Raw genomic sequence first — 24,828 nt, forward strand, 5'->3', positions numbered from 1 at the left:
ACCCAAGATCATGGAAAAAACGTCACTAGTGTGTGCTGACCATTGAGTGTGTCGCAGACGACTCTGTCGACAGTGAATCGTCGGTTTTTTGATCCACCTTTTGTGACAGAGCGAGCTCGAGCACTTCATCAATCCAGCGAACCGGATGGATCGTCAGAGCATCCTTGATATTTTCAGGGACCTCCTTGAGATCGCGACGGTTCTCCTCGGGTATTAGCACCGTCTTTATACCACCGCGCCTGGCCGCCAGCAATTTCTCCTTGAGCCCACCGATCGGCATGACTTCGCCTCTCAGGTTGACTTCACCGGTCATCGCAACGTCGCAACGCACAGGACGGTTGCAGAAAGCCGAGACCATGGCGGTCACCATGGCGATACCCGCGCTGGGGCCGTCCTTGGGGGTGGCTCCCTCCGGCACGTGGATATGCAGGTCTTCCTTCTCGAACCGCTCGGGATCGATCCCCAGCGCCTCGGCGCGGGCCCGCACCACCGTCTGGGCGGCACTCACCGACTCCTTCATGACGTCACCCAGTGAACCGGTCTTGTTGAGACGCCCCTTGCCAGGCGTCACCACCGACTCGATATTGAGCAACTCACCTCCCACCGAGGTCCAGGCGAGTCCGGTCACACGACCGACCTGGTCCTGCTGGTCGGCCAGACCGTAGCTGTAACGCCGCACGCCAGCGTAGGCTTCGATATCCTCGGCCGCCAGCGTCTGTGAGCCCAGGGCACCTTCCTTGCCTTCCTTCTCGAGCCGCTCACGCAACACCTTGCGACTGACCTTGGCGATCTGCCGCTCGAGCTCGCGAACGCCAGCTTCGCGGGTGTAGTAGCGAATCAGCTCCAGCAGCGCATCCTCACCAAAGCTCAGCTCATCTTCCTTGAAGCCGTTGGCGGCCAGCTGCTTGGGCACCAGATAGCGCGTGGCAATGGCCAGCTTCTCATCCTCGGTGTACCCCGGGAGGCGTATCACCTCCATGCGGTCCAGCAGCGGCCCCGGAATATTCATCGAGTTGGCGGTACAGATGAACAGGGTTTCCGACAGATCGTAGTCCAGCTCCAGGTAGTGGTCACTGAAGGTATTGTTCTGTTCGGGGTCCAGCACCTCAAGCAGCGCAGACGCAGGATCTCCACGATGATCCATGCCGACCTTGTCGACCTCGTCAAGCAGGAACAACGGGTTCTTCACCCCCGCCTTGGCCATGCGCTGGATCGGCTTTCCGGGCAGAGAGCCGATATAGGTCCGGCGATGCCCACGGATTTCCGATTCATCACGCACGCCGCCGAGGGCCAGACGCACATACTTGCGATTGGTCGCCCGGGCGATGGACTTGCCCAGCGAGGTCTTGCCGACGCCGGGAGGCCCCACCAGACACAGCACCGGCCCCTTGAGCTTCTTGACCCGCTTGTGCACGGCCAGATACTCGAGGATGCGTTCCTTGACCTCATCCAGTCCATAGTGGTCCTCGTCGAGCACCTTCTGGGCATTGATCAGATCGTGCTTGACCCGGGTACGTTTCTTCCACGGTACCGACACCAGCCAGTCGAGGTAAGAGCGCACCACCGTCGCCTCCGCCGAGGACGGTGACATCATGCGCAACTTGCCGAGCTCCTGGTTGGCCTTGTCGGCGGCCTCCTTGGGCATCCCGGAGTCCTTGATGGCCTGCTCGTACTTGTCGGCCTCGTTTGGCGCGTTCTCGAGCTCGCCCATCTCCTTCTGGATGGCCTTCATCTGCTCGTTGAGGTAGTACTCGCGCTGGGACTTCTCCATCTGGTCCTTGACCCTGGAGCGAATGCGCTTCTCTACCTGCAGCAGGTCGATCTCGGCTTCGATCAGCGCCATCAGGTGCTCGATACGATCGCGGACGCGATCCATCTCGAGCAATTCCTGCTTGTCGCCGATCTTCAGCGACAGATGGGCGCAGATCGTATCCACCAGGCGGCTGGGATCCTCGATCCCGGACAGCGAATTCAGTACCTCGTTGGGCACCTTCTTCGACATCTTGACGTACTGCTCGAACTGGTTGAGCAGCACCCGCACCAACGACTCCTGCTCACGCTCGCTCAGGGGCTCGCTGGAACGCAGTATCACCTGGGCCGTGGAGTAACCCTCTTCGGCTACCGAGATCTCACCGATATCGGCGCGAGACTCGCCCTCGATCAGCACCTTGACGGTACCGTCCGGGAGTTTCAGCAGCTGCATGATCTCGGCTACCGTGCCGATGGCGAACAGATCTTCGTCATCGGGATCATCCTTGCTCGCCTCACGCTGGGCGACCAGCAAGACCCGCTTGTCATCCGCCATGGCGGCTTCCAGCGCTTGAATCGACTTCTCTCTGCCGACAAACAAGGGGATGACCATCTGCGGGTATACCACCACGTCACGCAGTGGCAAAAGGGGCAGACTCATAGTCTGTTCGGCGTTCTGCTGCATCGCAGACGTTCCTCAAACTTAGCGGGTGAAACCTAAGGGGATGGGGGCAGCCCCGAGGCATTGCAAGGGGAAACGCCTAGCCGAATCGCCATCGAAGGCTCCGGCAGACAAAGGGGCCGCGTCTGCGGCCCCTTTTGACGGCGTCGCGGGAAGCGCTGACGGACTAGCCGTCGGTGCCGTCCACGCGAGTGTCTTCCTCAGCGTCGCTGGCCTGGCTGTAGATCAGCAGGGGATCACTCTCCCCACCGATGACAGAGGCGTCGATAACCACCTTGCTGACGCCCTCGAGAGAGGGAATCTCGTACATGGTGTCGAGCAGCACCGACTCGAGAATCGAACGTAGGCCACGGGCGCCGGTCTTGCGCGCCATTGCCTTGTGGGCCACCGCGCGCAGGGCATCCTCGCGGAAGTCCAGCTCGACGCCTTCCATGTCGAACAACCGAGCGTACTGCTTGACCAGCGAGTTCTTCGGCTCGGTAAGAATCTGAATCAGTGCGTCTTCGGTCAGCTCGGTCAAGGTTGCGATGACCGGCAGACGTCCGACGAACTCGGGAATCAGGCCGAACTTGACCAGATCCTCGGGTTCCACGTCCAGCAGCAGATCGCCGACACCCTTGGTCTCATCCTTGCTCTTGACCTCGGCATTGAAGCCAATGCCACCGGTCTCGGCACGATCCCGGATAACCTTGTCGAGGCCGGCGAAGGCACCGCCGACGATAAACAGGATATTGCCGGTATCGACCTGCAGAAACTCCTGCTGCGGATGCTTGCGACCACCTTGCGGAGGCACCGAGGCCGTGGTGCCCTCGATCAGCTTCAACAGCGCCTGCTGCACGCCCTCGCCAGAAACATCCCGGGTGATCGACGGATTGTCCGACTTGCGCGAGATCTTGTCGATCTCGTCGATGTAGACAATGCCACGCTCGGCCTTGTCCACGTCGTAGTCGCACTTCTGCAGCAGCTTCTGGATGATGTTCTCGACATCCTCGCCGACGTAGCCCGCTTCGGTCAGCGTGGTGGCATCGGCGATGGTGAAGGGAACATTGAGCAACCGCGCCAGGGTCTCCGCCAGCAGAGTCTTGCCGCTACCGGTGGGCCCGATCAGCAGGATGTTCGACTTGCCGAGCTCGACCTCATCCTTGCCACTGTGACGCAGACGCTTGTAGTGGTTGTACACGGCCACCGACAGCACCGTCTTGGCGCGGTCCTGACCGATCACGTAGTCGTCGAGGGTGTGTCGAATTTCGCGCGGAACGGGCAGACGCTCCTCGTCGCTCTCGGCATCGGCATCGAGAACTTCTTCGCGAATGATGTCGTTGCAGAGATCGACACACTCATCGCAGATATAAACGGACGGACCGGCGATCAGCTTGCGTACTTCGTTCTGGTTCTTGCCACAGAACGAACAATACAGAAGCTTGCCGTTGTCGTCCTTGCCTTTGCCGTCGGCCATTCGCGTACCTCTCTGGCAGCGGTGGCCCCAGGGGCCACCGGTAATCACGTAGTCATCGCGCGAGCTATCACGCTATCAGGATGCCGGGCGCTTATCCAGCACTGCGTCGATCAGGCCATACTCCGCGGCCTGGGCGCCGTTCATGAAGTTGTCGCGATCGGTATCCTTGGCGATGGTCTCGATATCCTGGCCGGTGTGGTGCGCCAGGATCTGGTTCAGTCGCTCGCGGATGCCCAAAATTTCACGGGTGTGAATCTCGATGTCCGAGGCCTGCCCCTGATAGCCACCCAGCGGCTGGTGGATCATCATCCGCGAGTTGGGCAGGCAATAGCGCTTGCCAGCGGCACCACCGGCCAGCAGCAGGGCTCCCATGCTCGCCGCCTGACCGATACAGACGGTCGAGACGTCAGGCTTGATGAACTGCATGGTGTCGTAGATGGACATCCCCGCCGTCACCGAACCGCCGGGCGAATTGATGTAAAGGTGGATGTCCTTGTCCGGGTTCTCGGACTCCAGGAACAACAGCTGGGCGACCAGCAGGTTGGCCATATAGTCTTCGACCGGCCCCACCAGGAAGATCACCCGCTCCTTCAACAGCCGGGAGTAGATGTCGTAGGCACGCTCGCCGCGGGCGCTCTGCTCGACCACCATGGGCACAAGGCCGCCGGCAGCGTTGATATCGAACTCGGTGTTCATGAGGAGATGTCCTTGTTTCCTTGCGTGACAAAACGACGAAGCCGGCCCGACGGGGCCGGCCAGGAGAGGCGCCTCAAGCGTCCTCGCCTTCCTCCGCCTCGTCGCCCGGCTGCTGCTGCGCGGCAGCCAGGGCCTGCTGGTAGGACATTTCCACGTCCTTCACATTGGCCTGATCGAGCAAAGCGTCGACGGCCTTTTCTTCCAGCAGTGCAGACTTGACCTGGGTCTTCATCTGCTCGTTGCCCATATAGTACTCGACGACCTGCTCGGGCTCCTGATACTGCTGTGCAAGCTCCTCGACCTTTGCCTTGATCTCGTCGTCGGAAGCATCCAGCTCGTTGACCTTGATCACCTCAGCCAGCAGCAGACCGACCTGCACGCGGCTCTTGGCCTGTTCGGTAAACAGCTCGTTGGGCAACTGGCTGACGTCGAAGTCCTCGCCCAGACCAAACTGCTGCGCCGCCTGGCGCTTGAGGCCATCGACCTCCTGCTGGACCAGCGACTCGGGAACGGGGATCTCGTTGGCCTGCTTGAGGGCCTCGAGCACCTGCTGCTTGACGCGATTCTCGACCGCCTGGTCAGCCTCACGGCTCATGTTCTTCTTGACCTCGGCGCGGAACGCCTCGACGTCACCACCTTCGACACCGAATTTCTCGATGAATTCCGCATCGACTTCCGGCAGCGCCTGGCCCTTGACCGCGTTGACCTTGACCTTGAAGGTCGCTTCCTGGCCGGCCAGCTGCTCTGCCTGGTAGTCCTCGGGGAAGGTCACGCTGATGACCTTGTCCTCACCCGCCTTGGCACCTTCGAGCTGATCCTCGAAGCCGGGGATGAAGCTGCCGGAACCCAGCACCAGATCGTGGCTCTCGGCGCTGCCGCCTTCAAACGGCTCGTCACCCAGGAAGCCCTGGAAGTCGATATTGACCTGATCGCCCTGCTCTGCAGCACGCTCAACCTCTTCCCAGGCAGCGTTCTGCTTGCGCAGCGTCTCGATCATCTCGTCGACGTCGGCATCGGTCACTTCAACCACCGGACGCTCGACCTCGGCGCCTTCAATGGTCGCCAGCTCGAACTCAGGATAGACCTCGAGGGTGGCAGTGAACTCCAGGTCCTTGCCGGTCTCGTTGACGGTGGCTTCGATCTGCGGGTAGCCGGCCGGATTGAGCTTCTCATCGGTAATGGCGCGAACATAGCGCTCACGCATGACCTCGCCCACCACCTCGTTGCGCACATCAGCACCATAGCGCTGGCGGATGACCGACATCGGCACCTTGCCCTTGCGGAAACCGTCGAGACGAACGTTCTTGGCGGCATCCTTGAGACGGGCGGCGACGGCCTCGTCGATCTCGGCGGCCGGCACCTGGACGTTGATGCGGCGTTCGATCTGGGAGGTCGTATCGACGGAAACTTGCATGAATAATCCTCTACCGACTGGGGGCGTACTGAAAAATTGAAAACGTCAAAGGGGAGATTCTAAGAATCCCGCCGGGCACTGGCAAGCGCCAACGCCCACAACATGGGGCCTGGCATGTCTTTTACAAGGGGCTATCGGAAAATTCGTGGCCACCGAATGACGACACGACCGCCGCCGAGGGCGAAACACAGGCACGACAAAACGCCGGACAAGCAACTTTGCCTGCCAGCTTCAGATTCGACAACGACTTGTTCAAGAAAGAAACTCGGGGAAGGAATCAGGTTGATGGGGTGGATGATGGGGATCGAACCCACGACCACCGGAGCCACAATCCGGGGCTCTACCACTGAGCTACATCCACCACAACCTGTCAGCTACCGAACCCACGTTCGGGCTTGACCACACTTGCATCGCCTGAATGGGGTGGATGATGGGGATCGAACCCACGACCACCGGAGCCACAATCCGGGGCTCTACCACTGAGCTACATCCACCATATCAGGACAATACCGCTACAACCTTTGCCCGAGCCTGTCAAAAGCAGCTACCAGCAAACTTCACTGGCGCGCCCAGCAGGACTCGAACCTGCAACCTACGGCTTAGAAGGCCGTTGCTCTATCCGGTTGAGCTATAGGCGCATTCTACAGAACCGAACTCTTCACCACAACCCGCTTTTCGAGAAAAACTTCTTCTCCAACAAGCTGTTGTGGTCGGGGTGGAGGGATTCGAACCCCCGACATCCTGCTCCCAAAGCAGGCGCGCTACCAGACTGCGCTACACCCCGCCGGCCAGCCGCTCGGCCATGCAAACCGCCGAAGCAGTCTCTGCAAGCGCTGCGTATTCTACGGAACTTTCCCGCCAAGTCAACAGGCTACCGAGACATTCCTGTTGTCATTCGGGCTCAAGCTTTGCCTGGATGGCGGAGCGTGCGAAAATCCGTGGCCGCCAATTTCATCCAGCACACCCACTTCTGACCGAGGGAACCCCATGACCGCCCAGCTCATCGATGGCAAGTCCATTGCCGCCACAGTACGCCAGCAGGTCGCCCGTCAGGTACAGGCGCGGATCGATGCCGGAGAACGCATCCCGGGGCTTGCTGTGGTGCTGGTCGGTGAAGACCCCGCCTCCCACGTCTATGTACGCAACAAGCATCGCGCCTGCGAGCAGGCGGGTATTTCATCTGTTCAACACGCCCTGCCCGCTTCCACATCACAGGCAGAGCTCGAAGCCCTGGTCGACCAGCTCAACGCCGACGCATCCATCGATGGCATTCTGGTTCAACTTCCGCTGCCCGACCACCTGGACGCTCGCCCTATCCTCGAGCGCATCCTGCCAAGCAAGGACGTGGACGGCTTCCATCCCTACAACCTGGGACGGCTGGCCCAACGTCTGCCGCTGCTGCGCCCCTGCACCCCCAAGGGCGTGATGACGCTGCTGCATCACTCGGGTCTGGCGGTGCGAGGCCTCGACGCCACGGTGGTCGGTGCCTCCAATATCGTGGGACGGCCGATGGCACTGGAATTGATGCTGGCGGGCTGCACGACCACCGTCTGTCACCGCTTTACCCGTGACCTCGAGGCCCAGGTACGCAAGGCGGAACTGCTGGTGGTTGCGGTCGGAAAACCAGGACTGGTGAAAGGCGAATGGGTACGTGACGGCGCGATCGTCATCGATGTGGGCATCAATCGACAGGAAGATGGGCGCCTGGTGGGCGACGTCGACTTCGACGAGGCCGCCCGACGTGCAGGTCACATCACACCGGTCCCGGGTGGCGTTGGCCCGATGACGGTAGCCAGCCTGCTGGAAAACACCTTGATGGCCGCAGACATTCATGACGGCCAGCATCGCGAAACTCCCGACGGCTGAACCTGCACTTGCGACATCCATGCGTGATGGACTCAATTGACGTAGCATCGCGCCCATCCAACACAGGATCACGGAGACACTCCATGAGCGACAAGAAGATGAATGTCGAGAGCTTCAACCTCGACCACACCAAGGTTCGCGCCCCCTATGTGCGTCTGGCAGATATCAAGACCGGCGCCAACGGCGATCGCATCCACAAGTATGACTTGCGGATTTGCCAGCCCAACAAGGAGCACATGGAGATGCCTGCCCTGCACTCCCTGGAGCACCTGATGGCCGAGCTGTCGCGCAACCACTCGGACAAGGTTGTCGATATCAGCCCCATGGGCTGCCAGACCGGCTTTTATATCGCCATGATCAACCACGACGACTACGACGACGTGCTGGCACTGATCGAGGGTACGCTCAACGACGTGCTGTCAGCGACCGAAGTTCCTGCCTGCAACGAAATGCAGTGTGGCTGGGCCGCATCCCACAGCCTGGAAGGCGCCCAGGAGCTGGCAAAAGGCCTGCTGGCCAAGCGTGACGAGTGGCACCAGGTCTTCGCCTGAGCCGAAGCTCCACCTCAAGAGGAATCGCATGAAACGCATTGGCATCATCGGAGCCATGGCGCAGGAAGTCGCCCAACTGGCGGCCCAGCTGGAAGACGTCAGGACCCGCACCCACGTCGGCTCCACCTTCTACATCGGCCGCCTGCATGGGGTCGAGGTCGTACTGCTGCAATCCGGGATCGGCAAGGTCAACGCCGCCATCGGGGCGACGCTGCTGCTGGACAACTACCAGCCCGAGGCGATCATCAACACGGGTTCCGCAGGCGGGTTCGGCGAAGGACTGTCGATCGGCGACGTGGTGGTGTCCAGCGAGGTGCGCCACCACGATGTCGACGCGGTGGTATTCGGCTACGAACATGGCCAGGTGCCCAATATGCCGGCGGCCTATCTCCCGGATGAACGCCTGGTTCGGGTGGCACGGGACTGCGTCGAAGGCATGGCTGAGGTCAAGGTGGTCGAGGGCCTGATCGCGACCGGCGACGTCTTCATGGCGTGCCCCGATCTTGTCTCGCGCACCCGCAACCGCTTTCCCACCATGCTGGCGGCAGAAATGGAGGCGGCCGCGATTGCCCAGACCTGCCACCTCTACGGTTGCCCCTTCGTGGTGATTCGCGCCTTGTCCGATATCGCCGGGCAAGGTGACAACCACCTGTCCTTCGAGGAATTCCTCGAGCAGGCGGCGGATCACTCCAGCCGTATGGTGACGGCAATGGTGCAACGACTGGCGTCACCGCAACCTGCCGTTGACCGACAGCAGCCGGCCTGACAACTCTGTCTCGCCAGAAAGCACTGCCGTCATCCTGACAGCACGCCCGGCTACAGCCGGGCGTGCTGCCACTCGCTCAACCGATATCCGGCTGTGAACTCTCCAGCAGCCTGACCAGAAAGTCGTCACTGCTTCCGTCCATGGACACCCCCGTTAGCGTCACCTGAACATCCGCATTGCTGCCGTCCTGCAAGAGCCCTCCATCGAGCTTCACGTGGACCACGGTGTCTTCGCCATCTGCGATGGCCAGGACCTTTTCACCACCTTCCAGATCACCAATGTCTTCGAGCAACTCTCTTAGATCCAGCATATTGCCCAAGACATCGACCGCAGTGGCGTAGGAGCTGTCAGCGCTGGACGCAGGCTCTCCCAGACTCCAGGCCAGCTCATCCTCTTCCGCCAACAGCGGTAGCGCGGCTGCTCGGCTTGACCCTGCCATCGCGGCCCCGAAGCCCTCCGGATCGATGCCGGTGATGGTTGGCGTATCGTCATTGATCACCACCTCAAGCGTCCCGCTCACTGTCGAGCCATCCTTGTCGGTAGTGGCGTAGCCCAACTCGAGCGACAGATCGCTTTCCTGGCCGCCCTTCGGGTGGTCGACATCCTTGCTCAGGTAGACCACCACATCACCGGCCTCGGCATCCACCAGACTAATGGTCAGGACCCGCTCGCCATCAGCATCATTGCCCATCACGGTGTAGCCGTCTGAACTCACCACAAACTCGACTGGAGAGTCTCGGCTGGTCAACTCAGGCAGCCCGTCGAGGTCCCAGCGGAAAGCACCCTGCACGGCAGCACCATCAGCCCCAGAGTCGAACCCGAGGTTGGCGCTCGCGCTGTCGTTACAGCCGGTGTTCACCACCTCGGTTCCCGGGGCGTCGCCGGGACCGCCGGCGATACCTTTGGGCAGGCTGTGCTCGTCGAGCAGGCCCTTTCCCCCATCTATTCGAGCCACTCCCGTCGGCCCTGTTACCAGAACACTCCCCTCTTCAAGGCGATCTCCCGCCAAGGCCACCTTCAGATTTCCTTCGGCGTCTTTTATCCAGACGCCTCCTGAAGCGGCGACGATTACGGCATCTTCCATGACACTTTACCTGTCCCTAATGTGATTTCATCCATACAACACTAAAAATGACAGGCAAGGGAGCACACGCACCGTACTAAAGAACAATCCTCGCACAAACGAAGGAAGAAATAGCGAAGCTGCAAAGCAAAACATGACAAGGCGTCAGCAGCTGGATGATGTCTCCTTTCCCGGCATCGCTAAGACCACCACAGTCATCACTGGCTGCTTCTGAAGGAAAGTCCTGCTGTTGATACTCGAATGTGAACTGACGCATACAAAAAGGGCCTGGCATCGCCAGGCCCTTTTGCAAAACGCATCGTCACTCGACGATCAATTGTCCATCATCAAGCATCTGCTGCAGCACCTGTTCACCACTTCCGGCCACACCGAGGCCGCCCAGTTCGATGGTCAGGTCAGCGTTGTTCCCGGACGCGTCAATCCCGCCATCGGTCTTGATCTTCAGGAGAATATCCTCGCCTTCGTCGACAGCCACCAGATAGCTGGACAGGTCCGACGCAGCGCCATCGATCAACAGACCGCTCAGATCGAGCTTGTCAGCTTGATCGGTGGTTCCGAGAGTGAAGTCCTCGATACGATCAACAGAAGGGACCTCGGCGTCTGCGGCATCCCATACAAATTGATCACTATCCAGGCCTCCCCACAGAACATCATCTCCTTTACCGCCCACCAGAACATCCTGCCCTGCGCCGCCTATCAGGACATCATCGCCCTGTTCACCATATAGCTCATCGATACCACCGTCCTGGCGCTCCAGGTTCATCAGTGAATCTACGTTGGCCAGAACATACGCCTTGACCTCATCAGTCGTTGGCGCGGTGCCATTGCCAAAATCGGGAGACCACTTCAGAAACTCATAGAGGCCTTCATAACCTAGACCATTGTGCTCTCCCGATGAAAACTCCTCCCCGGAATCGCCGTTAACCCATTCGAGATCATCGGAGTTGACCGTGTCTCCGAATACAAGATCATCCCCCGCCCCGGCAAATACCTGGTCACTCCCCAAGGGTTCTAGATCCGAGGTACTTGACCCCGTATCAAGAGCAAGATTCAGATCTTCCTCGGTGTTGACCACGTTGATCTCACCGGCGGATCCGGTATAGGTATTGCCGTCTTCCAACGCAGTCTCGACGTCACTCGCCAGGATGTCGGTATTGTCAAAATGGCGGATGTAATCAACCAGACTATCTTCCCCTATGCCGATCCCGTGGACCGAATCGGCCACTTCGAGCAGTGCTTCGAAGGACGCCACCGATTCCTCCACCGCCGCAAGAGAACCGGGCTCCAGCGGATCCGGGATCACCAGCTTGCCATCCTCGTCCAGCCAGATTGTCGGTAGCCCGTCGGTGACAAAGACCGCCGTTGACTCGAAGCTGTTGATATCCGACATGCGGGTGAAGAAGTCCGTACTGGCAACGAAGCCTGCATCGAAATTGGTGGATCCCTTGGCTTCCATACCGAGGATATAGGCCCTGGCCGCAGCCAGGTCAGCACTACTGAAGTCTTCGAACACGACAGGATTTCGCGCTACGCCGTCGAAATCGATCAGTTGAAGATTCAAGGTACCTTCGAAGTCTGCCAGGGTCTCGAGCTGTCGCAGCATTGCTGCCTTCAGCAGCTCGAGGCGGGTATAGTTGCCCGATCCATCCGGCCTGGGCGTATCGACTTCTGCATTCATGCTGACCGACGAGTCGAGAATAAAGGAGAGGTTATAGTTGCCTGCTGGGTCGATGATGATCGTTGCCCCACCCTTGTCCGCGATGACGACATCGTCGCCCCCACCCGTGGTGATAGTATTGTTGGCATTGTTGCTCACAACGAGCTCACCCGGGCCTGACAGGATCAAGGAAAGCTCACCGGACGCCTTGTCACCGTCGCCATCGGCAGCCTCGAGGGGCAGCGGCACCGATGCGTCTCCTGGCGCAGCCCCACGGACGATGTCGACGCTGCCAAGCCCAAAGGGTTCACCGTTCCCGCCTTCGATGATGATGGCCTGGATGCCCTCGGCGCTGTTGATGACAAACGACCAGCCATCCTGCAAGCCTTCAACCTTGAGATCCCCATCGATGACATCGATCTGAACCTCCGACGTCACATCCACGCCCCGTTGATCGAGAATGCGCAGGTCCCCGGCCGACAGCGGCAGAGGCTCATCTTCCCCCTGCTGTGACGAGTAGGCCCGGGCACTGAGCAGCAGGGTGGCTCGCGCGTTGTCAGCGCCAGCCATCGAGATACTCTGGCGAAACTCGCCGACGCGCACATGTGAGTCCCAGGACACCACACCGCCGGTTTCCTCGGCCCCCGCGACCATATCGACACGCAGCTGGTCTCCTTCATCAATCTGTCCCGCCCCGACGATGAGTGATCCGTCGGCAATCGCAACGCCGGCCACCGCGGAGAACACCAGCTGCGAATCAAGACCGCCCTCGGAGACATCCAGCACACCCTGGGTCGCGCTCTGCGAAATGGCGGTCGCCACGATGTCACCATCAAGCCGAGTGAAAACAGACAGCTCACCTTCCCCGACAACGAGACGGGCCTGATTGCTTGATTCATCCAGCACCACGCTGAAGCCTACCTGTCCGGTGGCTGTCACCGCCTCCAGCTCGACCCCATTGTCGGCCAGCCTCCAGGACAGTGGTCCGCCATCCAACATGATGGTGTTGCCATTGACGTCTTCCACCGGCGCCCCATCCAGCGCACCGTCGAAGCGGATCGGGGCCCCTTGCCCATCCGCACCATACCCGCCCGGAAGTGCCAGTTCTCCAGTGCTGCCATTTTCAAGCAGTAAAGCTTCCGAGACGATGCCCTCCGGCGCATCATCATCGATGCGAATGTCGAGCTGGCCGGATGCCTCGCTACCGTCAACATCGGCGACGGTGTAACCGACCGACATGGCCAGATCGTCCTCGGTGGAATTTTCCGGATGGTCGAGCGGACGCAGCAGGCTCACCTCGAAGGCACCGCTGGCAAGGTCTGTCAGGGTGATGCGCAGCGCCTCTTCGCCCGCTGCCGTGGCCGCAACCAGGCTCAGGCCATCATCCGACACGGCAAAATTCAGCACCTCACCGCGCGAGCTCAACGCCGGCAGACCCACCTGCGACCAGGCGAAGGCGCCGCTGACTGCCGGGCCGTCGTCGCCGAAGTCGTAGCCGAGCGCACCGGTGATGACCGTGGCCTCGCCCGCGACATCGCCATCACCGCCGGGGATACCGCCATCCAGGCCGTCCTCATCGAGCACCACCTCGGCAGGCGCCGCATCCGGATCACCGCCATCCGTTGGGGTGGTGGGCCCCGATGCGTCCAGGATCTCGCCACTGATATCCAGTTCGACGACGTCACCGTCACCATCGGTCACGCGAAGCACGACATCGACGTTCTGCGGCGTACTGTTGTCGAGCCCGCTGGCTGCTGTAAAGGACCAGCTACCGTCACCTCCCAGGGTCAGGTCGCCCTGCGCCAGGGTCAACGTGGTCTGCTCGTCACTGCCAGGCAGACTGGAAAAGCTCAGGGGCGCCCCATTGATCAGTACGTCGATGACGGAGAATCCATCCGCGCCGGGGCTCAGAGACCAGTTGCCTTCGACGGTGGCGCCCTCGGCCACCTGGATAACGCCTGAGCTGGCGTTGGCGTCGATCAGGGTGTTCCCCGTGGTCACCGACGCCACCGGGGTATCATCATCGATGCGAACGTCGAGCTGGCCGGATGCCTCGCTACCGTCAATATCGGCGACGGTGTAGCCGACCGACATGGCCAGTTCGTCCTCGGTGGAATTTTCCGGATGGTCGAGCGGACGCAGCAGGCTCACCTCGAAGGCACCGCTGGCGAGGTCTGTCAGGGTGATGCGCAGCGCGTCTTCGCCCGCTGCCGTGGCCGCCACCAGGCTCAGGCCATCATCCGACACGGCGAAATTCAGCACCTCACCGCGGGAGCTCAACGCCGGCAGACCCACCTGCGACCAGGCAAAGGCGCCGCTGACTGCCGGCCCGTCATCGCCGAAGTCGTAGCCGAGCGCACCGGTGATGACCGTGGCCTCGCCCGCGACATCGCCATCACCGCCGGGGATACCGCCATCCAGGCCGTCCTCATCGAGCACTACCTCGGCAGGCGCCGCATCCGGATCACCGCCATCCGTGGGTGTGGTCGGGACTGTTGCGTCGAAGATCTCGATACGCTGGTGAGCATCGGCTTGATCACCGTCTCCGTCGGTCTGTACCAGACTGAACTCCACCGACGGTGATGCTCTCTGATCGAGTCCGACGGCAGCGGTGAATGACCAACTTCCATCAGCCTCCACGATCAACCGTCCTTCCTCGAGCACGATCTCCTGTCCCAGCGCAAAGGACTCATCGATGCCAGCGACCGACACAACGAGACTGGCCACACCATCGGCACCATCGACGGCGCTCCAGCTCCCCTCGATGGTACTGCCTTCCCCCACCTCGGCGGGACCGCCCAGCTCGATGCCAGGAACATCATCGAGAATCAGCACATCCAGGCTGGCAGTGCGGCCGTCACCATCGACATCCGTCACCGTCACTTCGATCTGCTCCAGGAAGCCGCCATCGGTGGCCCCCTGCGTCTCGTCATTGTCGACGGTATTGGTCAGCTCAAAGTGGTAAAGAACGGTCCCGCCAGTGGCGTCACCCTGAAAACCATCAAGCCAGAGGATGCCATGGGGCGTATCGAGGGACCTGGGAGTCCCCTCCAGGGCCTGAAGGTCCGCCAGCGTCAAGGAGAGCGTCCCTCCCAACGTCAGCGCGCCGAGACCATCGGGAGTGTCGAAGTTGAAACTGCTGGACTGCGCCAAGGCGTCCGCCGATGGACGACTACCCTGGGCTAGCGCAGACTCTCGAACCACGAGCTCGGCGCCTTCCAGCCCCCCCGGAAGATCACCGGCGTCTGGGTCTATACCGGAGCCGTCTGGACCACCTTCCAAGCCGCCTAGGCTGACATCGTTGTCTTCTTCCTCTTCGCCACCCTCCTCGCCAGGGTTATCGCCATCGACGATATCTCCCAGGAATAGTCGGGGTTCCTGTCCATCGGCCGAGTCCAGGCCGTACTCGAAGGCGAGTGGAGAAACCTGCTCGAGAATACGCAAAAGACGGACGAAAGAATGCCCATTGTCGTTGCCGGGGCCAGCCCCAGGACCCGCGTCAGGATCGTCGAAGACATCGAAGAGGTCCCGGCCCGATTCCAGCACCTCGAACACCTCTTCCAACTGCTCGTCCTGCAGCAGCGAAGCCTGAATCAACTCGGCCGGGACAGTCTGCGCAAGAAGCAACTCATCTGAGGGAAACGATTGGGCGTCGCCCTGGCCCAGCGGCATTTCCATTGTCTCGCCGGATTCAAGCACCAGCGGTAGCTGTCCGGAACTTGACGAAACAACCACTCGCCCGTCATCTCCGGCGACAAGTCGCTGGCCTGGCTGCAGCACATCGCCGGGCCTGGCCACCCGCTGTTCGCCTGCCTGGTCGACAATCCACACACTTCCTGCGGTAGCAATGATATTCATGGGTTTAGCCCCGTGCTTTCTGCTTATTGGGTTTCCACAGAAAATAGGGGCGGCCCCGTGCGGGCGATACTGTCTAGTAGGTCAAGTGAGAGAGTTCTCCATCGGAACAACCCACAAATGCACAATTAAGAAGTGTTTATTGCAAAATATAAAGATAATCTCTTACTTCAACCAACGACTTTCCCAGACCGAAAAGTAACGGCACTATTCCAGGGCTCTATTTCCGGAGTAAGGTGCAGAGACCGAGACGCCAGCACTTGACGACATCAGATCAACCGTTCTACCACAGAAAAAGGGGGCAAAAAGCCCCCTTTAAACTGTCGCGCGGTAATGACCACTTCTTTCGCCGTCAACGATCCCTGGAGAGGCGCAGGATCAACTGCATCCGATCCTTGACCCCCAACTTGCGGAAGACGGCCCCGAGATGGGCCTTGACGGTTCGCTCGGTAATACCGAGCTCTCGCGCCACCAGCTTGTTGCTTTGGCCCTCCGCCACAGCCAGCGCAACATCCTTCTCGCGCTCGGTCAAACCTTCCAGCAAGTCGTGGTGCACAGCAGGCGCCCCACCCATGGCCTTGAAGACACCGCCCACCAGGCTGTCCATCAACTCGGGCCAAAGCCAGATGCCCCGGTGCCTCACCACGACATCGACCTGACGCAGCACTTCGGGGGTAGAAAGCGCGTGGACATAGCCCCTGGCGCCAGCGGTGAAGGCTTCATACGCTTCTGCGGAATGCGGGTTGAAGGATAGCACCGACACCAGCACTCCCTTGCTGGCCAAACGCGTGCACAGTCCCGTCCAGTCGCCGCCTTCAACCACTACCCAGGCGAGATCGCCCTTGACGGCATGATCGATGACACTGTGAGGAGCGACCACTTCCAGTTCACTGAAGGCATCATTCCAGCGCGGTACCTCGCTACTTCCTTGGTAGACCAGGTATCGAGTCATCACCGCTCTCCCATCGCGTTACCCCAGGCGCGCAGTACCGGCTTCAGCAGGAACTGCATCACCGTTCGCTTGCCGGTCAGGATATCCACCTGAGCGGTCATGCCCGGGATGACATCCACCGCTTCGGCTTCAGCGCTGTCTTCGGTTCGCACTCGAACCCGATAGTAGGTGTTTCCCTCTTCATCGGTGGTAGTGTCCGCGCTGATGTGCTCCAGCTGGGCATCCAACCCGCCATAGATGGAAAAGTCATAGGCCGTCAGCTTGATGGTCGCAGGCAGGCCCGGGCGTAGAAACGCGATGTCCTGCGGCGCGATCTTGGCCTCGACCACCAGGGCGTCGTCGGTCGGGACGATATCGACCACCTCCTGACCGGGCTGAGCCACCCCGCCGATCGTATTGATCGCCAGACGCTGAACGACACCATCGACCGGCGAACGTATCTCGGAGAGGCGCACCCTGTCCTGAAGCCCCTCGCTGGACTCGTCCAGGGCCGACAGTTCACCCAGGGTCGCCGACAGCTCCTGACGCCACTCATTGCGCGCCTTCGCATCGACCTCGCGAAGCTCACCCAGCGCCTCCTGAATCGCCGACTCCAGCCGCGACACCTGAGCCGTCGCTTGATTGCGCTCACCACTCGCCCTGGAGACCTCACGCTGCAAGCGCAGCACTTCAACCTCTGAGACCGCCCCGCTGGACAGCAGAGGGCGCGTCATGTTGAGTTCCTGACTGGCAAGATTCAGCTCGCGACTGGCTGCGTTGCGACGCGCAGTCGCCTCGTTGAGCTCCGCCCGGCGCTGTGCCAGTCGCTCCTGCAGTATCTGCTTCTGCTCATCCAGCGTTTCCAGACTACTGTGGTATAGCTCGCGCTCACGGGAGACGATATTGGGCGCCTGCTCAATCAATGCCTCCGACGGAGAGAAGTCCGACCCGGTAGCCAGCGCCCTCAGTCGCTCGGCCTTGGCTTGCAGGGTTTCCGCCTTCGCCCGGTTCTCGTTGAAGTTCGAGAGAAAACGCGTCGGGTCGATGCGCATCAGCAGATCGCCGGTGGAAACAAAATCACCTTCGCTGACGCGAATCTCCTGAACCACGCCTCCATCGAAGCTTTGCACCCGCTGAAGCTGGCTGGAGGGTATGACCCTGCCGCTACCGCGTGTCACCTCATCGATCGGCGCAAAGCAGGCCCAGACGATCACGCAGATGATCGCTACGACAACCATGTACAGCATCAGCCTGGCGCGCAGAGGATCCTGCTGCATTCGCGCCCAGTCTGCGTCGCTCGCCCAATCTCTGTTGAGATGGGATGCGCTGACGCGACGCGCAAACAACCGGTCGATAAAGGGGCGAAAGACTTTGCCACCTTTGCGTGATACGCGACCGACGCCTTCGAATCCCTTCTGTTCGGCACTCTTGCTGGACATCAGCTGGCCCTCCCGATCTGGCCTTTGCGCAGCGCATCCATGACGCTGTCACGCTCACCATCTGCGACCACCTTGCCAGAGTCGATGACCACGATACGATCCACCAGCGACAACAGTGACGTGCGGTGCGTCACCACCACCATCGTCTTGCCCCCAGCGTAATCCTTGAGGTTGCGCTTGAAGGCCTCCTCGCTGGCGTGGTCCATGGCGCTGGTCGGCTCATCCAGCAACAAGATCGCCGGATCGTGCACGATGGCACGCGCGATCGCTACCGCCTGCTTCTGACCACCCGAAAGCATCTGTCCGCCTTCGCCTACCTGCAGCTCGACGCCCTGAGGGTGTGTGCTGACGAGTCCATCGAGCCCACTGATACGGATGGCCTTGAGCAGCAGATCATCATCCACCCCTTCGCTGCCGGCACCGGCGATGATGTTGTCCTTCAATGAGCCGTAAAACAGACGCACGTCCTGAGGCACATAGCCGATATGTCGCCTCAACTGCAGGGGGTCAAACTGACGAATGTCCACATCGTCGATCAGTACCGCCCCCGACGTCGGCTGGTACAGACCGAGCAATAACTTCTGCAACGTGGTCTTGCCACAGCCGACTCGTCCCAGCAGCGCCACCTTCTGGCCTGGTGCTATCGACAGAGAGACGTCGCGAAGGCTGTCATTCTCGGCCTGGGGGTAGCGGAAGGTAACCTTGTCGAACTTCACCAGTCCCTTGACGGCGGGACGATCGATGTAACTCTTTTCCTCACGTTCCACCGGCATTTCCATCACTCTATCCAACGACTCCAGGGCCGTGGCAGATTGATGATACTGAGCCAGCAGTGCGGCGGCCTGGCTGACCGGTGCCAGCGCACGAGACGAGAGCATATAGGCAGCGATCAGCCCACCCTGGGAAAGATTGCCGTCGATGATCAGATAGACGCCGATAAGAATGACGCAGATACCGACGGTATTCTGGGTCCACTGGGCGATACTGGTGACCGAGGTTCCGAGGAACTTCAACTGAGCCCCGGTGCGCGAGAGAAAGGCGCTGGCCTGCTCCCATTGCCCCTGAACTCGGCTCTCGCCCCGCAGCGTCTTGACCGTCTCGAGCTGGGAGACCGATTCCACCAGAGTAGCGTTACGTTGCGCCCCTACCTTCAGGGTAGTCTCCGACAAGTCGTGCAGCTTTCCCTGGGCACCGAGGGCGTAGAGCAAGATAAACAGCACGCCAACCACGATAGGAATGACCAGTGCAGGTCCTATCAGGCCAATGATGGCGATGAACATCAGAACGAACGGCAGGTCCACCATGGCGATCACGGTGGCGGAGCCGATAAAGCTCCGAACCGACTCGAAGGATTGCAGCATCGAGACAAAGGAACCGGTCGAGGCAGGCTTGGCCTCCATCCGCATCCCCATGACGCGAGACATGATACGCGACGAGAGCTTGACGTCAGCTCGACTGGCCGCAAGATCGACAAAGCTCGAACGCATCAACCTGAGCGTCAAGTCGAATGCCAGTACGATCAGGGCACCGATGGACAACACCCACAGCGTCTCGGTGGCGTGATTGGGCACCACGCGGTCATAGACATTGAGAACGAACAGGGGCATCGCCAGCGCGAAGATGTTGATGGCGACAGAGCCCAGTATCACGTCACGGTAAAGGCGTCTGTTTTCCTTGATCACGCTCCAGAACCAATGCCCAGAACGCTTCTCGTTGACATCCTTCGACCGGGCGTCGAAACGGAACCGCGGCCGCGTATAGATCGCCGTCCCGCTGTAACGTTCGTGAAGCTCGTCCAGCGAGATTTCTACCGACGCCTGCCCCAATTCGGGGTAAATCACCTGAGCGGTACGCGCCTTGACATCGATATCGAGCAATGCGCAGGCGCGCCCCGGCTCCAGCAACAGCACGACAGGAAATAGCGCAGGGTTCAACTGAACGAGGCGACTCTTGACGAGTCGCGCCGTCAGCCCGGCACGTTCCGACGCCCGGGGAAATATCCCTGGCGTCAGTGCGCCATCTTCCAACGGCAGGCCCGCTGTCAGGGAATCCGCACTGACATCATGCTCGTGGTAGTGAGCAATCGACAGCAGCACTTCCAGCAACTCATCCTTGACTGGGCCTCTGTCTTCGTCCTGCTCCTGCGCTTCAGGTGTTGTAAATTCTGCTTCATCCGCAACTCGTGAATCGTCCACGTAAACCTCTCTGTCGGCCGATGGCTGTACCAGAACGCCCTTTCCGTGCGACCCGGCCTATCATCCCTGCTGTCGTCACGGCTTCCTTTGCGGCGATGCAAGGACCAGAACGTGGCAGTTGCATCCATATTCCGGGAAATGGCGTCCCCGAGAAGCGAGGACGCGATCATCCACTGAGCTTCTAGCCCTCCAGGCCGCGACCCTGTTCCCCTCGCGCCCAGGCAAGGGACACACTGTCATCACCGGCGGAACCAGGCAATGCCCCCATGTCCAGATTCTCGCCACTGCGTTCAAGTGTGATCTCCACTCGACGGTTCTGGCGACGACCTTCGACGGTGTCGTTGGACTGAACAGGCCGATGCGAGCCATAGCCCCGGGTTTCAATCAGCGAAGCACTGACGCCCTGGCTGACCAGGTACTGGCCCACCGCTGCCGCTCGATTACGCGACAGTGGATCATTGATGGCATCGGTACCCGAGATGTCCGCATGGCCAGCGATGAATACCCGGACCAGGTCGTTACGGCCACGGATACGGTCGGCCAACGCACTCAGTTCCTGCTTGGCGCTCGCGCTCAGCACGTAGCTGTTGATCTCGAACAGAGCGTCCGCAGGCATGACGACGTCCGGAGCCCGTGTGGAGCCGGTGAGCTCCTCGATGCTGTAGGACCGCGGACCTACCGCCGGACAGACGATATCCGGCGTGATCGACACACCGTTGCTGTCCAGCTCGGCGAGGCTCGGCAGTCCATCCTTGCGCACCTCCAGCACCTCCAGCAGGCTACCGGTGGCACGCAGGGTGCGCGCATCTGCCAGAGCGACGTCATACTGCGCGTTCACATAGGCACGACTCGCCTCGAAATACTCGTTCTCGATGTCCAGCAGGTCGAGCAGCGAACGCTGACCGATATCGAACTGCTGCTTGTAGGCTCCGCGTACGCGATCGGTCGTCTGACGGTGCTCGTTCAGGTATTCCAACTGGTCGCGCAGACGACGGGTGTCGTTGTAGGCGATGGTGGTGGTCTGACGAATGTCGACGCATGCCTTGTCACGCAGATTGACCGCCTGCTCGACGCGATCACTGGCGGCGCGGAACGACGCCAGGTCGCTGCCGCCGCGATACAGATTGAGGCTACCCACCAGTTCGATGCTGTGACGGTCTTCATGATCATTGTCGGAAATGAAGTCGCCGTCGGTGTCACTGCCCTTGTAGGTACCACTGCGGCCCACCAGGTCAAGCCTGGGATGGAAGGGCGACTTGGTGCCTTCACGCTCGGCGCGGGCGGCCTCGATGTTCTCGATGGCGGCATGGAAGTCCGGGTTACCCTCGTAGGCTAGCTGCAACGCCTGGGCGACGTCAGCGGGTAGCTGCTCGGCGAAGGTCGGCGCAGGCGCCAGAGCTTCCGGCGGCAATTCCCCCACCAGACGCTGGAAGCGGGCAGAGACATCGTGCAGGTTGGACGCTTCGGTGATCAGGTTCGATTCGGCCAGCGCCAGACGACCGCTGATCTGCTCCAGGTCGACGCGACGACCGGCACCTGACAGAGCGCGGGCCTCGATCTGCTGGTAGACCTCCAGGTGCTTCTGATAGTTGTCCTGGGCCAGGCCCACCAGGCGACGGTAACGCTGAACATCAAGATAGGCATTAGTTGCGTCCAACGCCGCGTCCTGACTCGCCCCCAGCAGCTCGTAGTAGCGTACCAGTTCTGCCCGGCTTAGACGCTCGACCTCACTGGCGGTGGCGAAGCCGTCATAGATCATCTGGTTCAGCGTCACCTCGACATAGTCGGTGTCGTAGCTGCCCTGTTGATCATTCTGACGATCCTCGAGGCCGACGCCTGCATTGACGTCAATCTGAGGCAGATAGCCCCCAAAGGCCACCCGCTCATCGTGGCCCGCCGCCTGGAAGCCATTCCAGGCCGCTAGCACCTCAGGATTGGTATTGATGGTCTGCTCCACGACGTCACGCAGGGTCGCCGCACCGGGCGATGTCGTGCCAGGCGGCAACGTCTGCGCGTCCTGGGCCATGACTCCTGACCCCATCAGCATTGACGTAGAGGCCAATGCGATGGCACTGACCAGCGGCCGCACCATGGAAGAGCGAGGTTCTCGGCGGATCGTTTTCATTCGTGTTCCCTTAATTATCAATGGCCGCAGCCAGTACAGTTGAATCTAGTACCAACGAACTAGCCCAACAACCCCGGATTCTGCAGGACCAGCCGTGCTGCTTCGGCGCTACCATTCTCATCATCCCCGGGATGGGCGAGCAGTTTCCCTGTAGCGCCGATTGTCGAGCGCTTCCCCAACGCTGCTAACATCCCATCCAGCCACAACTACTGTTACAACTACAATCCTCTCACATTCGAACACATTCAGTAACATCTCGTCATTCAATGTCATCATGGTCAGGCAAGGCACCACTTGACAGAATCCACAACATCGCCCTACAGCAAACCTGTCCCGTAGCAGTCCACAAACATGCTATCGTAATCCCTTGGATCAAGCGCCTAGCCAAGGAGTCACCGATGGCCTCATCCGAAATTCAAAAAACCCGTGTCATCAATGAATTGACCGGCTTTATCAAAAAGTTGCTGCAGGACCCCAAGGTCCTGGAGACCTCTCTCGAGATCGCCCGCCGGCACCTGGAAAGTGGCAGCGACAGTGGCGTCATGGCCGACATTGCCAACGAAATCTCGGACACCACCAGCATTCATATCCCTGACAGCGCCGAGGAGCACTCCGAAGCCGACCGGCTCTTCCTGGAGCTTCTCAAAGAGGTCGTACAGGAAGAAAAAGCGCTGTACTGACGCATTTTTTCGTCTTTTTTTCCTGCCCCCCGCCGATCGCCCCCCTGCCGTCGGCGGAATCTCGAAGATCTCCATCAAACTTGATCTGGATCAAGGTTACTATTCTTACATCGTAGTTTCGGCGTTCACACCATGGAATATCGTCTTTCCCTTTCTGCCGACATCGCCACCAAGTCCGCCTCGGTGAGACGCCACATGGGTCGCTGCCTGGCCACCAATCTGCGCAATGCACTCAGGCGCCAGGAGCCCAAGACCAAGGTCGTTGCCCAATGGGACCATCTGGTCGTAAGACTTCCGCGGGAGCTTTCTCGCGGCGATCGTCTGGCACTGGAAGCGAGCATGACCCGGATACCGGGCGTTCAGCGCGCGGCCAGGACACGTAACAGGCCGCTTGGGGACTGGCAGAACACCATCGAACAACTGGCGTGCGAACGGGCATCGGACATCGAAGGCAAGCGCTTCAAGGTCAAGGTCAAGCGCAAGGGACATCACGACTTCGGTTCGGTGGAGGTAGAGCGTGCGTTGGGCGCAGCGCTGCTCGCCCATGCTGCTGATGCCAGGGTCGACCTGAGCACCCCGGAGGTAGTGGTGCCACTGCGGATCGATGGCGACACCTTGATCGAGGAAGTCGACCTTGGGCCGGGCCTCGGTGGCTTTCCACTAGGCACCCAGGGAGAGGCACTGGTACTGATGTCCGGGGGTTATGACTCTCCGGTGGCGGCCTATCGGATGCTCAGGCGCGGCATCAAGTGTCAGTTTGTCCTCTTTCGTTTTGGCGGACAGGAGCAGGAAGGCGCGGTCAAGGCGCTGACCCGAGACCTGTGGCAACGATACAGTGCCTCCCATAAGGCCAACTTCATCACCGTTCCCTTCGAGGAAGTGGTCGAGACCTTGCGTCGCGAGATACCTGATGGCCTGGTGTCGCTGGTGCTCAAGCGTTTGATGATCGAGGCCGCCGCAAGAGTCGCGCAACGCGCGCGCATCGCCGCCCTGGTGACAGGAGAGGCTATCGCCCAGGTATCGAGCCAGACATTGACCAATCTCGGCCTGATCGACCGCGCCAGCCACCTGCCGGTGTTGCGACCGCTGCTGACCGATGACAAGCAGACCATCATCGATGAGGCCCACCGGATCGCTACCGCTGAGGCGTCGAGCCGAATGCCCGAGTACTGCGGCGGGATGTCCAGCCGCCCCAGGGTCAAGGCGTCGCTGAAGGAACTTCAGGCGGCAGAGGCCAGGCTACCGGCCGACCTGCTGGATCGCGCCCTGGCCAGCGCCACTCGCCAGCCTGTCGATGCGCCAGTATCCAAAGGCGTCAGCGCACCCTCCCAGGAGCCCCTGGCAGAAGTCTCCTTTGGAGGCCTCCACGACTTCGCCCGAACGGCGACCCGGGTCATCGATGTGCGGCCCCCGGACGACGTCGAGCGCCGTCCGCTTGGGCCACTCGCCTGCCCCGTCGATCATATTCCCTTCTATGAACTGGCGACCCGCAGCGATGCGCTGGATCCCGACACCCGCTATCTCCTCTTTTGTGACCAGGGTGTCATGAGCCGCCTACAGGCGCTGCACCTCAAGGACCGAGGCCTTGAGCATGTCGGCCTGCTGGTGGCGTCCTCCTGACAATGCACCGTCTGCGCAACGGCTTTTTCATGGCTGCGCCCAAGCACGATAGCGGATGCACA

At 60.6% G+C, this 24,828-nt stretch carries 15 protein-coding genes and 4 tRNA genes; 5 read left to right on the forward strand and 14 right to left on the reverse strand.

Annotated elements, in window-relative coordinates; translation table 11 throughout:
* Positions 1-25 precede the first annotated feature (25 nt).
* From lon to NFG57_RS10520, 8 genes are all read right to left on the reverse strand, one after another.
* Complete coding sequence (lon, locus tag NFG57_RS10485; RefSeq protein WP_045993750.1) at positions 26-2,434, reverse strand: endopeptidase La; 2,409 nt, start codon at positions 2,432-2,434, stop codon at positions 26-28.
* A gap of 163 nt (positions 2,435-2,597) precedes the next feature.
* Positions 2,598-3,887, reverse strand: coding sequence for an ATP-dependent Clp protease ATP-binding subunit ClpX (gene clpX, locus NFG57_RS10490; RefSeq protein ID WP_045993751.1), 1,290 nt, complete (start codon positions 3,885-3,887; stop codon positions 2,598-2,600).
* A gap of 75 nt (positions 3,888-3,962) precedes the next feature.
* Positions 3,963-4,583, reverse strand: coding sequence for an ATP-dependent Clp endopeptidase proteolytic subunit ClpP (gene clpP, locus NFG57_RS10495; RefSeq protein ID WP_045993752.1), 621 nt, complete (start codon positions 4,581-4,583; stop codon positions 3,963-3,965).
* 73 nt (positions 4,584-4,656) lie between these two features.
* Positions 4,657-5,997: a trigger factor gene (tig, locus tag NFG57_RS10500; RefSeq protein WP_045993753.1), complete on the reverse strand. Its 1,341-nt coding sequence runs from the start codon at positions 5,995-5,997 to the stop codon at positions 4,657-4,659.
* A gap of 286 nt (positions 5,998-6,283) precedes the next feature.
* Positions 6,284-6,358 (reverse strand) — tRNA-His (locus tag NFG57_RS10505).
* A gap of 58 nt (positions 6,359-6,416) precedes the next feature.
* Positions 6,417-6,491, reverse strand: a tRNA-His gene (locus NFG57_RS10510).
* Positions 6,492-6,558: 67 nt separating this feature from the next.
* A tRNA-Arg gene (locus tag NFG57_RS10515) sits at positions 6,559-6,635 on the reverse strand.
* 69 nt (positions 6,636-6,704) lie between these two features.
* Positions 6,705-6,781, reverse strand: a tRNA-Pro gene (locus NFG57_RS10520).
* A gap of 203 nt (positions 6,782-6,984) precedes the next feature.
* Between NFG57_RS10520 and folD the strand changes: the two genes are divergently transcribed.
* From folD to mtnN, 3 genes are all read left to right on the forward strand, one after another.
* Entirely contained in the window at positions 6,985-7,863 is an 879-nt protein-coding gene (gene folD, locus NFG57_RS10525) for a bifunctional methylenetetrahydrofolate dehydrogenase/methenyltetrahydrofolate cyclohydrolase FolD (RefSeq protein ID WP_045993754.1), read from the forward strand.
* A gap of 83 nt (positions 7,864-7,946) precedes the next feature.
* Entirely contained in the window at positions 7,947-8,414 is a 468-nt protein-coding gene (locus tag NFG57_RS10530) for an S-ribosylhomocysteine lyase (protein ID WP_108133369.1), read from the forward strand.
* A gap of 28 nt (positions 8,415-8,442) precedes the next feature.
* Entirely contained in the window at positions 8,443-9,180 is a 738-nt protein-coding gene (gene mtnN, locus NFG57_RS10535; protein WP_045993756.1) for a 5'-methylthioadenosine/S-adenosylhomocysteine nucleosidase, read from the forward strand.
* A 76-nt stretch (positions 9,181-9,256) separates the two neighbouring features.
* On the opposite strand, the gene NFG57_RS10540 is transcribed toward mtnN, so the two are convergent.
* From NFG57_RS10540 to NFG57_RS10565, 6 genes are all read right to left on the reverse strand, one after another.
* A complete protein-coding gene (locus NFG57_RS10540; RefSeq protein WP_348814268.1) occupies positions 9,257-10,264 on the reverse strand; it encodes a DUF5801 repeats-in-toxin domain-containing protein in 1,008 nt (335 codons plus the stop codon).
* Between the two features lie 301 nt (positions 10,265-10,565).
* Positions 10,566-15,779, reverse strand: a complete 5,214-nt coding sequence (locus NFG57_RS10545) for a retention module-containing protein (protein ID WP_348814269.1) — start codon at positions 15,777-15,779, stop codon at positions 10,566-10,568.
* 349 nt (positions 15,780-16,128) lie between these two features.
* Entirely contained in the window at positions 16,129-16,728 is a 600-nt protein-coding gene (locus NFG57_RS10550) for a response regulator transcription factor (RefSeq protein ID WP_045993759.1), read from the reverse strand.
* Entirely contained in the window at positions 16,728-18,146 is a 1,419-nt protein-coding gene (locus NFG57_RS10555; protein ID WP_045993760.1) for an HlyD family type I secretion periplasmic adaptor subunit, read from the reverse strand. The genes NFG57_RS10550 and NFG57_RS10555 overlap by 1 nt, the downstream gene beginning before the upstream one ends.
* On the reverse strand, positions 18,146-20,251 hold the full coding sequence (locus NFG57_RS10560; protein WP_108133366.1) for a type I secretion system permease/ATPase: 2,106 nt from the start codon (positions 20,249-20,251) through the stop codon (positions 18,146-18,148). Before NFG57_RS10560 ends, NFG57_RS10555 begins: the two co-directional genes overlap by 1 nt.
* A gap of 271 nt (positions 20,252-20,522) precedes the next feature.
* Positions 20,523-22,466, reverse strand: a complete 1,944-nt coding sequence (locus tag NFG57_RS10565) for a TolC family outer membrane protein (protein WP_231498687.1) — start codon at positions 22,464-22,466, stop codon at positions 20,523-20,525.
* A gap of 398 nt (positions 22,467-22,864) precedes the next feature.
* On the opposite strand from NFG57_RS10565, the gene NFG57_RS10570 reads away from it, so the two are divergent.
* Complete coding sequence (locus NFG57_RS10570) at positions 22,865-23,146, forward strand: hypothetical protein (RefSeq protein ID WP_045994775.1); 282 nt, start codon at positions 22,865-22,867, stop codon at positions 23,144-23,146.
* Between the two features lie 132 nt (positions 23,147-23,278).
* Positions 23,279-24,766, forward strand: a complete 1,488-nt coding sequence (thiI, locus tag NFG57_RS10575) for a tRNA uracil 4-sulfurtransferase ThiI (RefSeq protein WP_348814270.1) — start codon at positions 23,279-23,281, stop codon at positions 24,764-24,766.
* Positions 24,767-24,828: the final 62 nt, after the last annotated feature.

This window comes from Halomonas sp. H10-59, assembly GCF_040070555.1.
Lineage (GTDB): Bacteria > Pseudomonadota > Gammaproteobacteria > Pseudomonadales > Halomonadaceae > Halomonas > Halomonas litopenaei.

Bases quoted from the DNA above. Each gene is read 5' to 3' on its own strand.
- lon (WP_045993750.1), bottom strand. From the start codon at position 2,434: ATGCAGCAGAACGCCGAACAGACTATGAGTCTGCCCCTTTTGCCACTG.
- clpX (WP_045993751.1), bottom strand. From the start codon at position 3,887: ATGGCCGACGGCAAAGGCAAGGACGACAACGGCAAGCTTCTGTATTGT.
- clpP (WP_045993752.1), bottom strand. From the start codon at position 4,583: ATGAACACCGAGTTCGATATCAACGCTGCCGGCGGCCTTGTGCCCATG.
- tig (WP_045993753.1), bottom strand. From the start codon at position 5,997: ATGCAAGTTTCCGTCGATACGACCTCCCAGATCGAACGCCGCATCAAC.
- folD (WP_045993754.1), top strand. From the start codon at position 6,985: ATGACCGCCCAGCTCATCGATGGCAAGTCCATTGCCGCCACAGTACGC.
- NFG57_RS10530 (WP_108133369.1), top strand. From the start codon at position 7,947: ATGAGCGACAAGAAGATGAATGTCGAGAGCTTCAACCTCGACCACACC.
- mtnN (WP_045993756.1), top strand. From the start codon at position 8,443: ATGAAACGCATTGGCATCATCGGAGCCATGGCGCAGGAAGTCGCCCAA.
- NFG57_RS10540 (WP_348814268.1), bottom strand. From the start codon at position 10,264: ATGGAAGATGCCGTAATCGTCGCCGCTTCAGGAGGCGTCTGGATAAAA.
- NFG57_RS10545 (WP_348814269.1), bottom strand. From the start codon at position 15,779: ATGAATATCATTGCTACCGCAGGAAGTGTGTGGATTGTCGACCAGGCA.
- NFG57_RS10550 (WP_045993759.1), bottom strand. From the start codon at position 16,728: ATGACTCGATACCTGGTCTACCAAGGAAGTAGCGAGGTACCGCGCTGG.
- NFG57_RS10555 (WP_045993760.1), bottom strand. From the start codon at position 18,146: ATGTCCAGCAAGAGTGCCGAACAGAAGGGATTCGAAGGCGTCGGTCGC.
- NFG57_RS10565 (WP_231498687.1), bottom strand. From the start codon at position 22,466: ATGAAAACGATCCGCCGAGAACCTCGCTCTTCCATGGTGCGGCCGCTG.
- NFG57_RS10570 (WP_045994775.1), top strand. From the start codon at position 22,865: ATGGCCTCATCCGAAATTCAAAAAACCCGTGTCATCAATGAATTGACC.
- thiI (WP_348814270.1), top strand. From the start codon at position 23,279: ATGGAATATCGTCTTTCCCTTTCTGCCGACATCGCCACCAAGTCCGCC.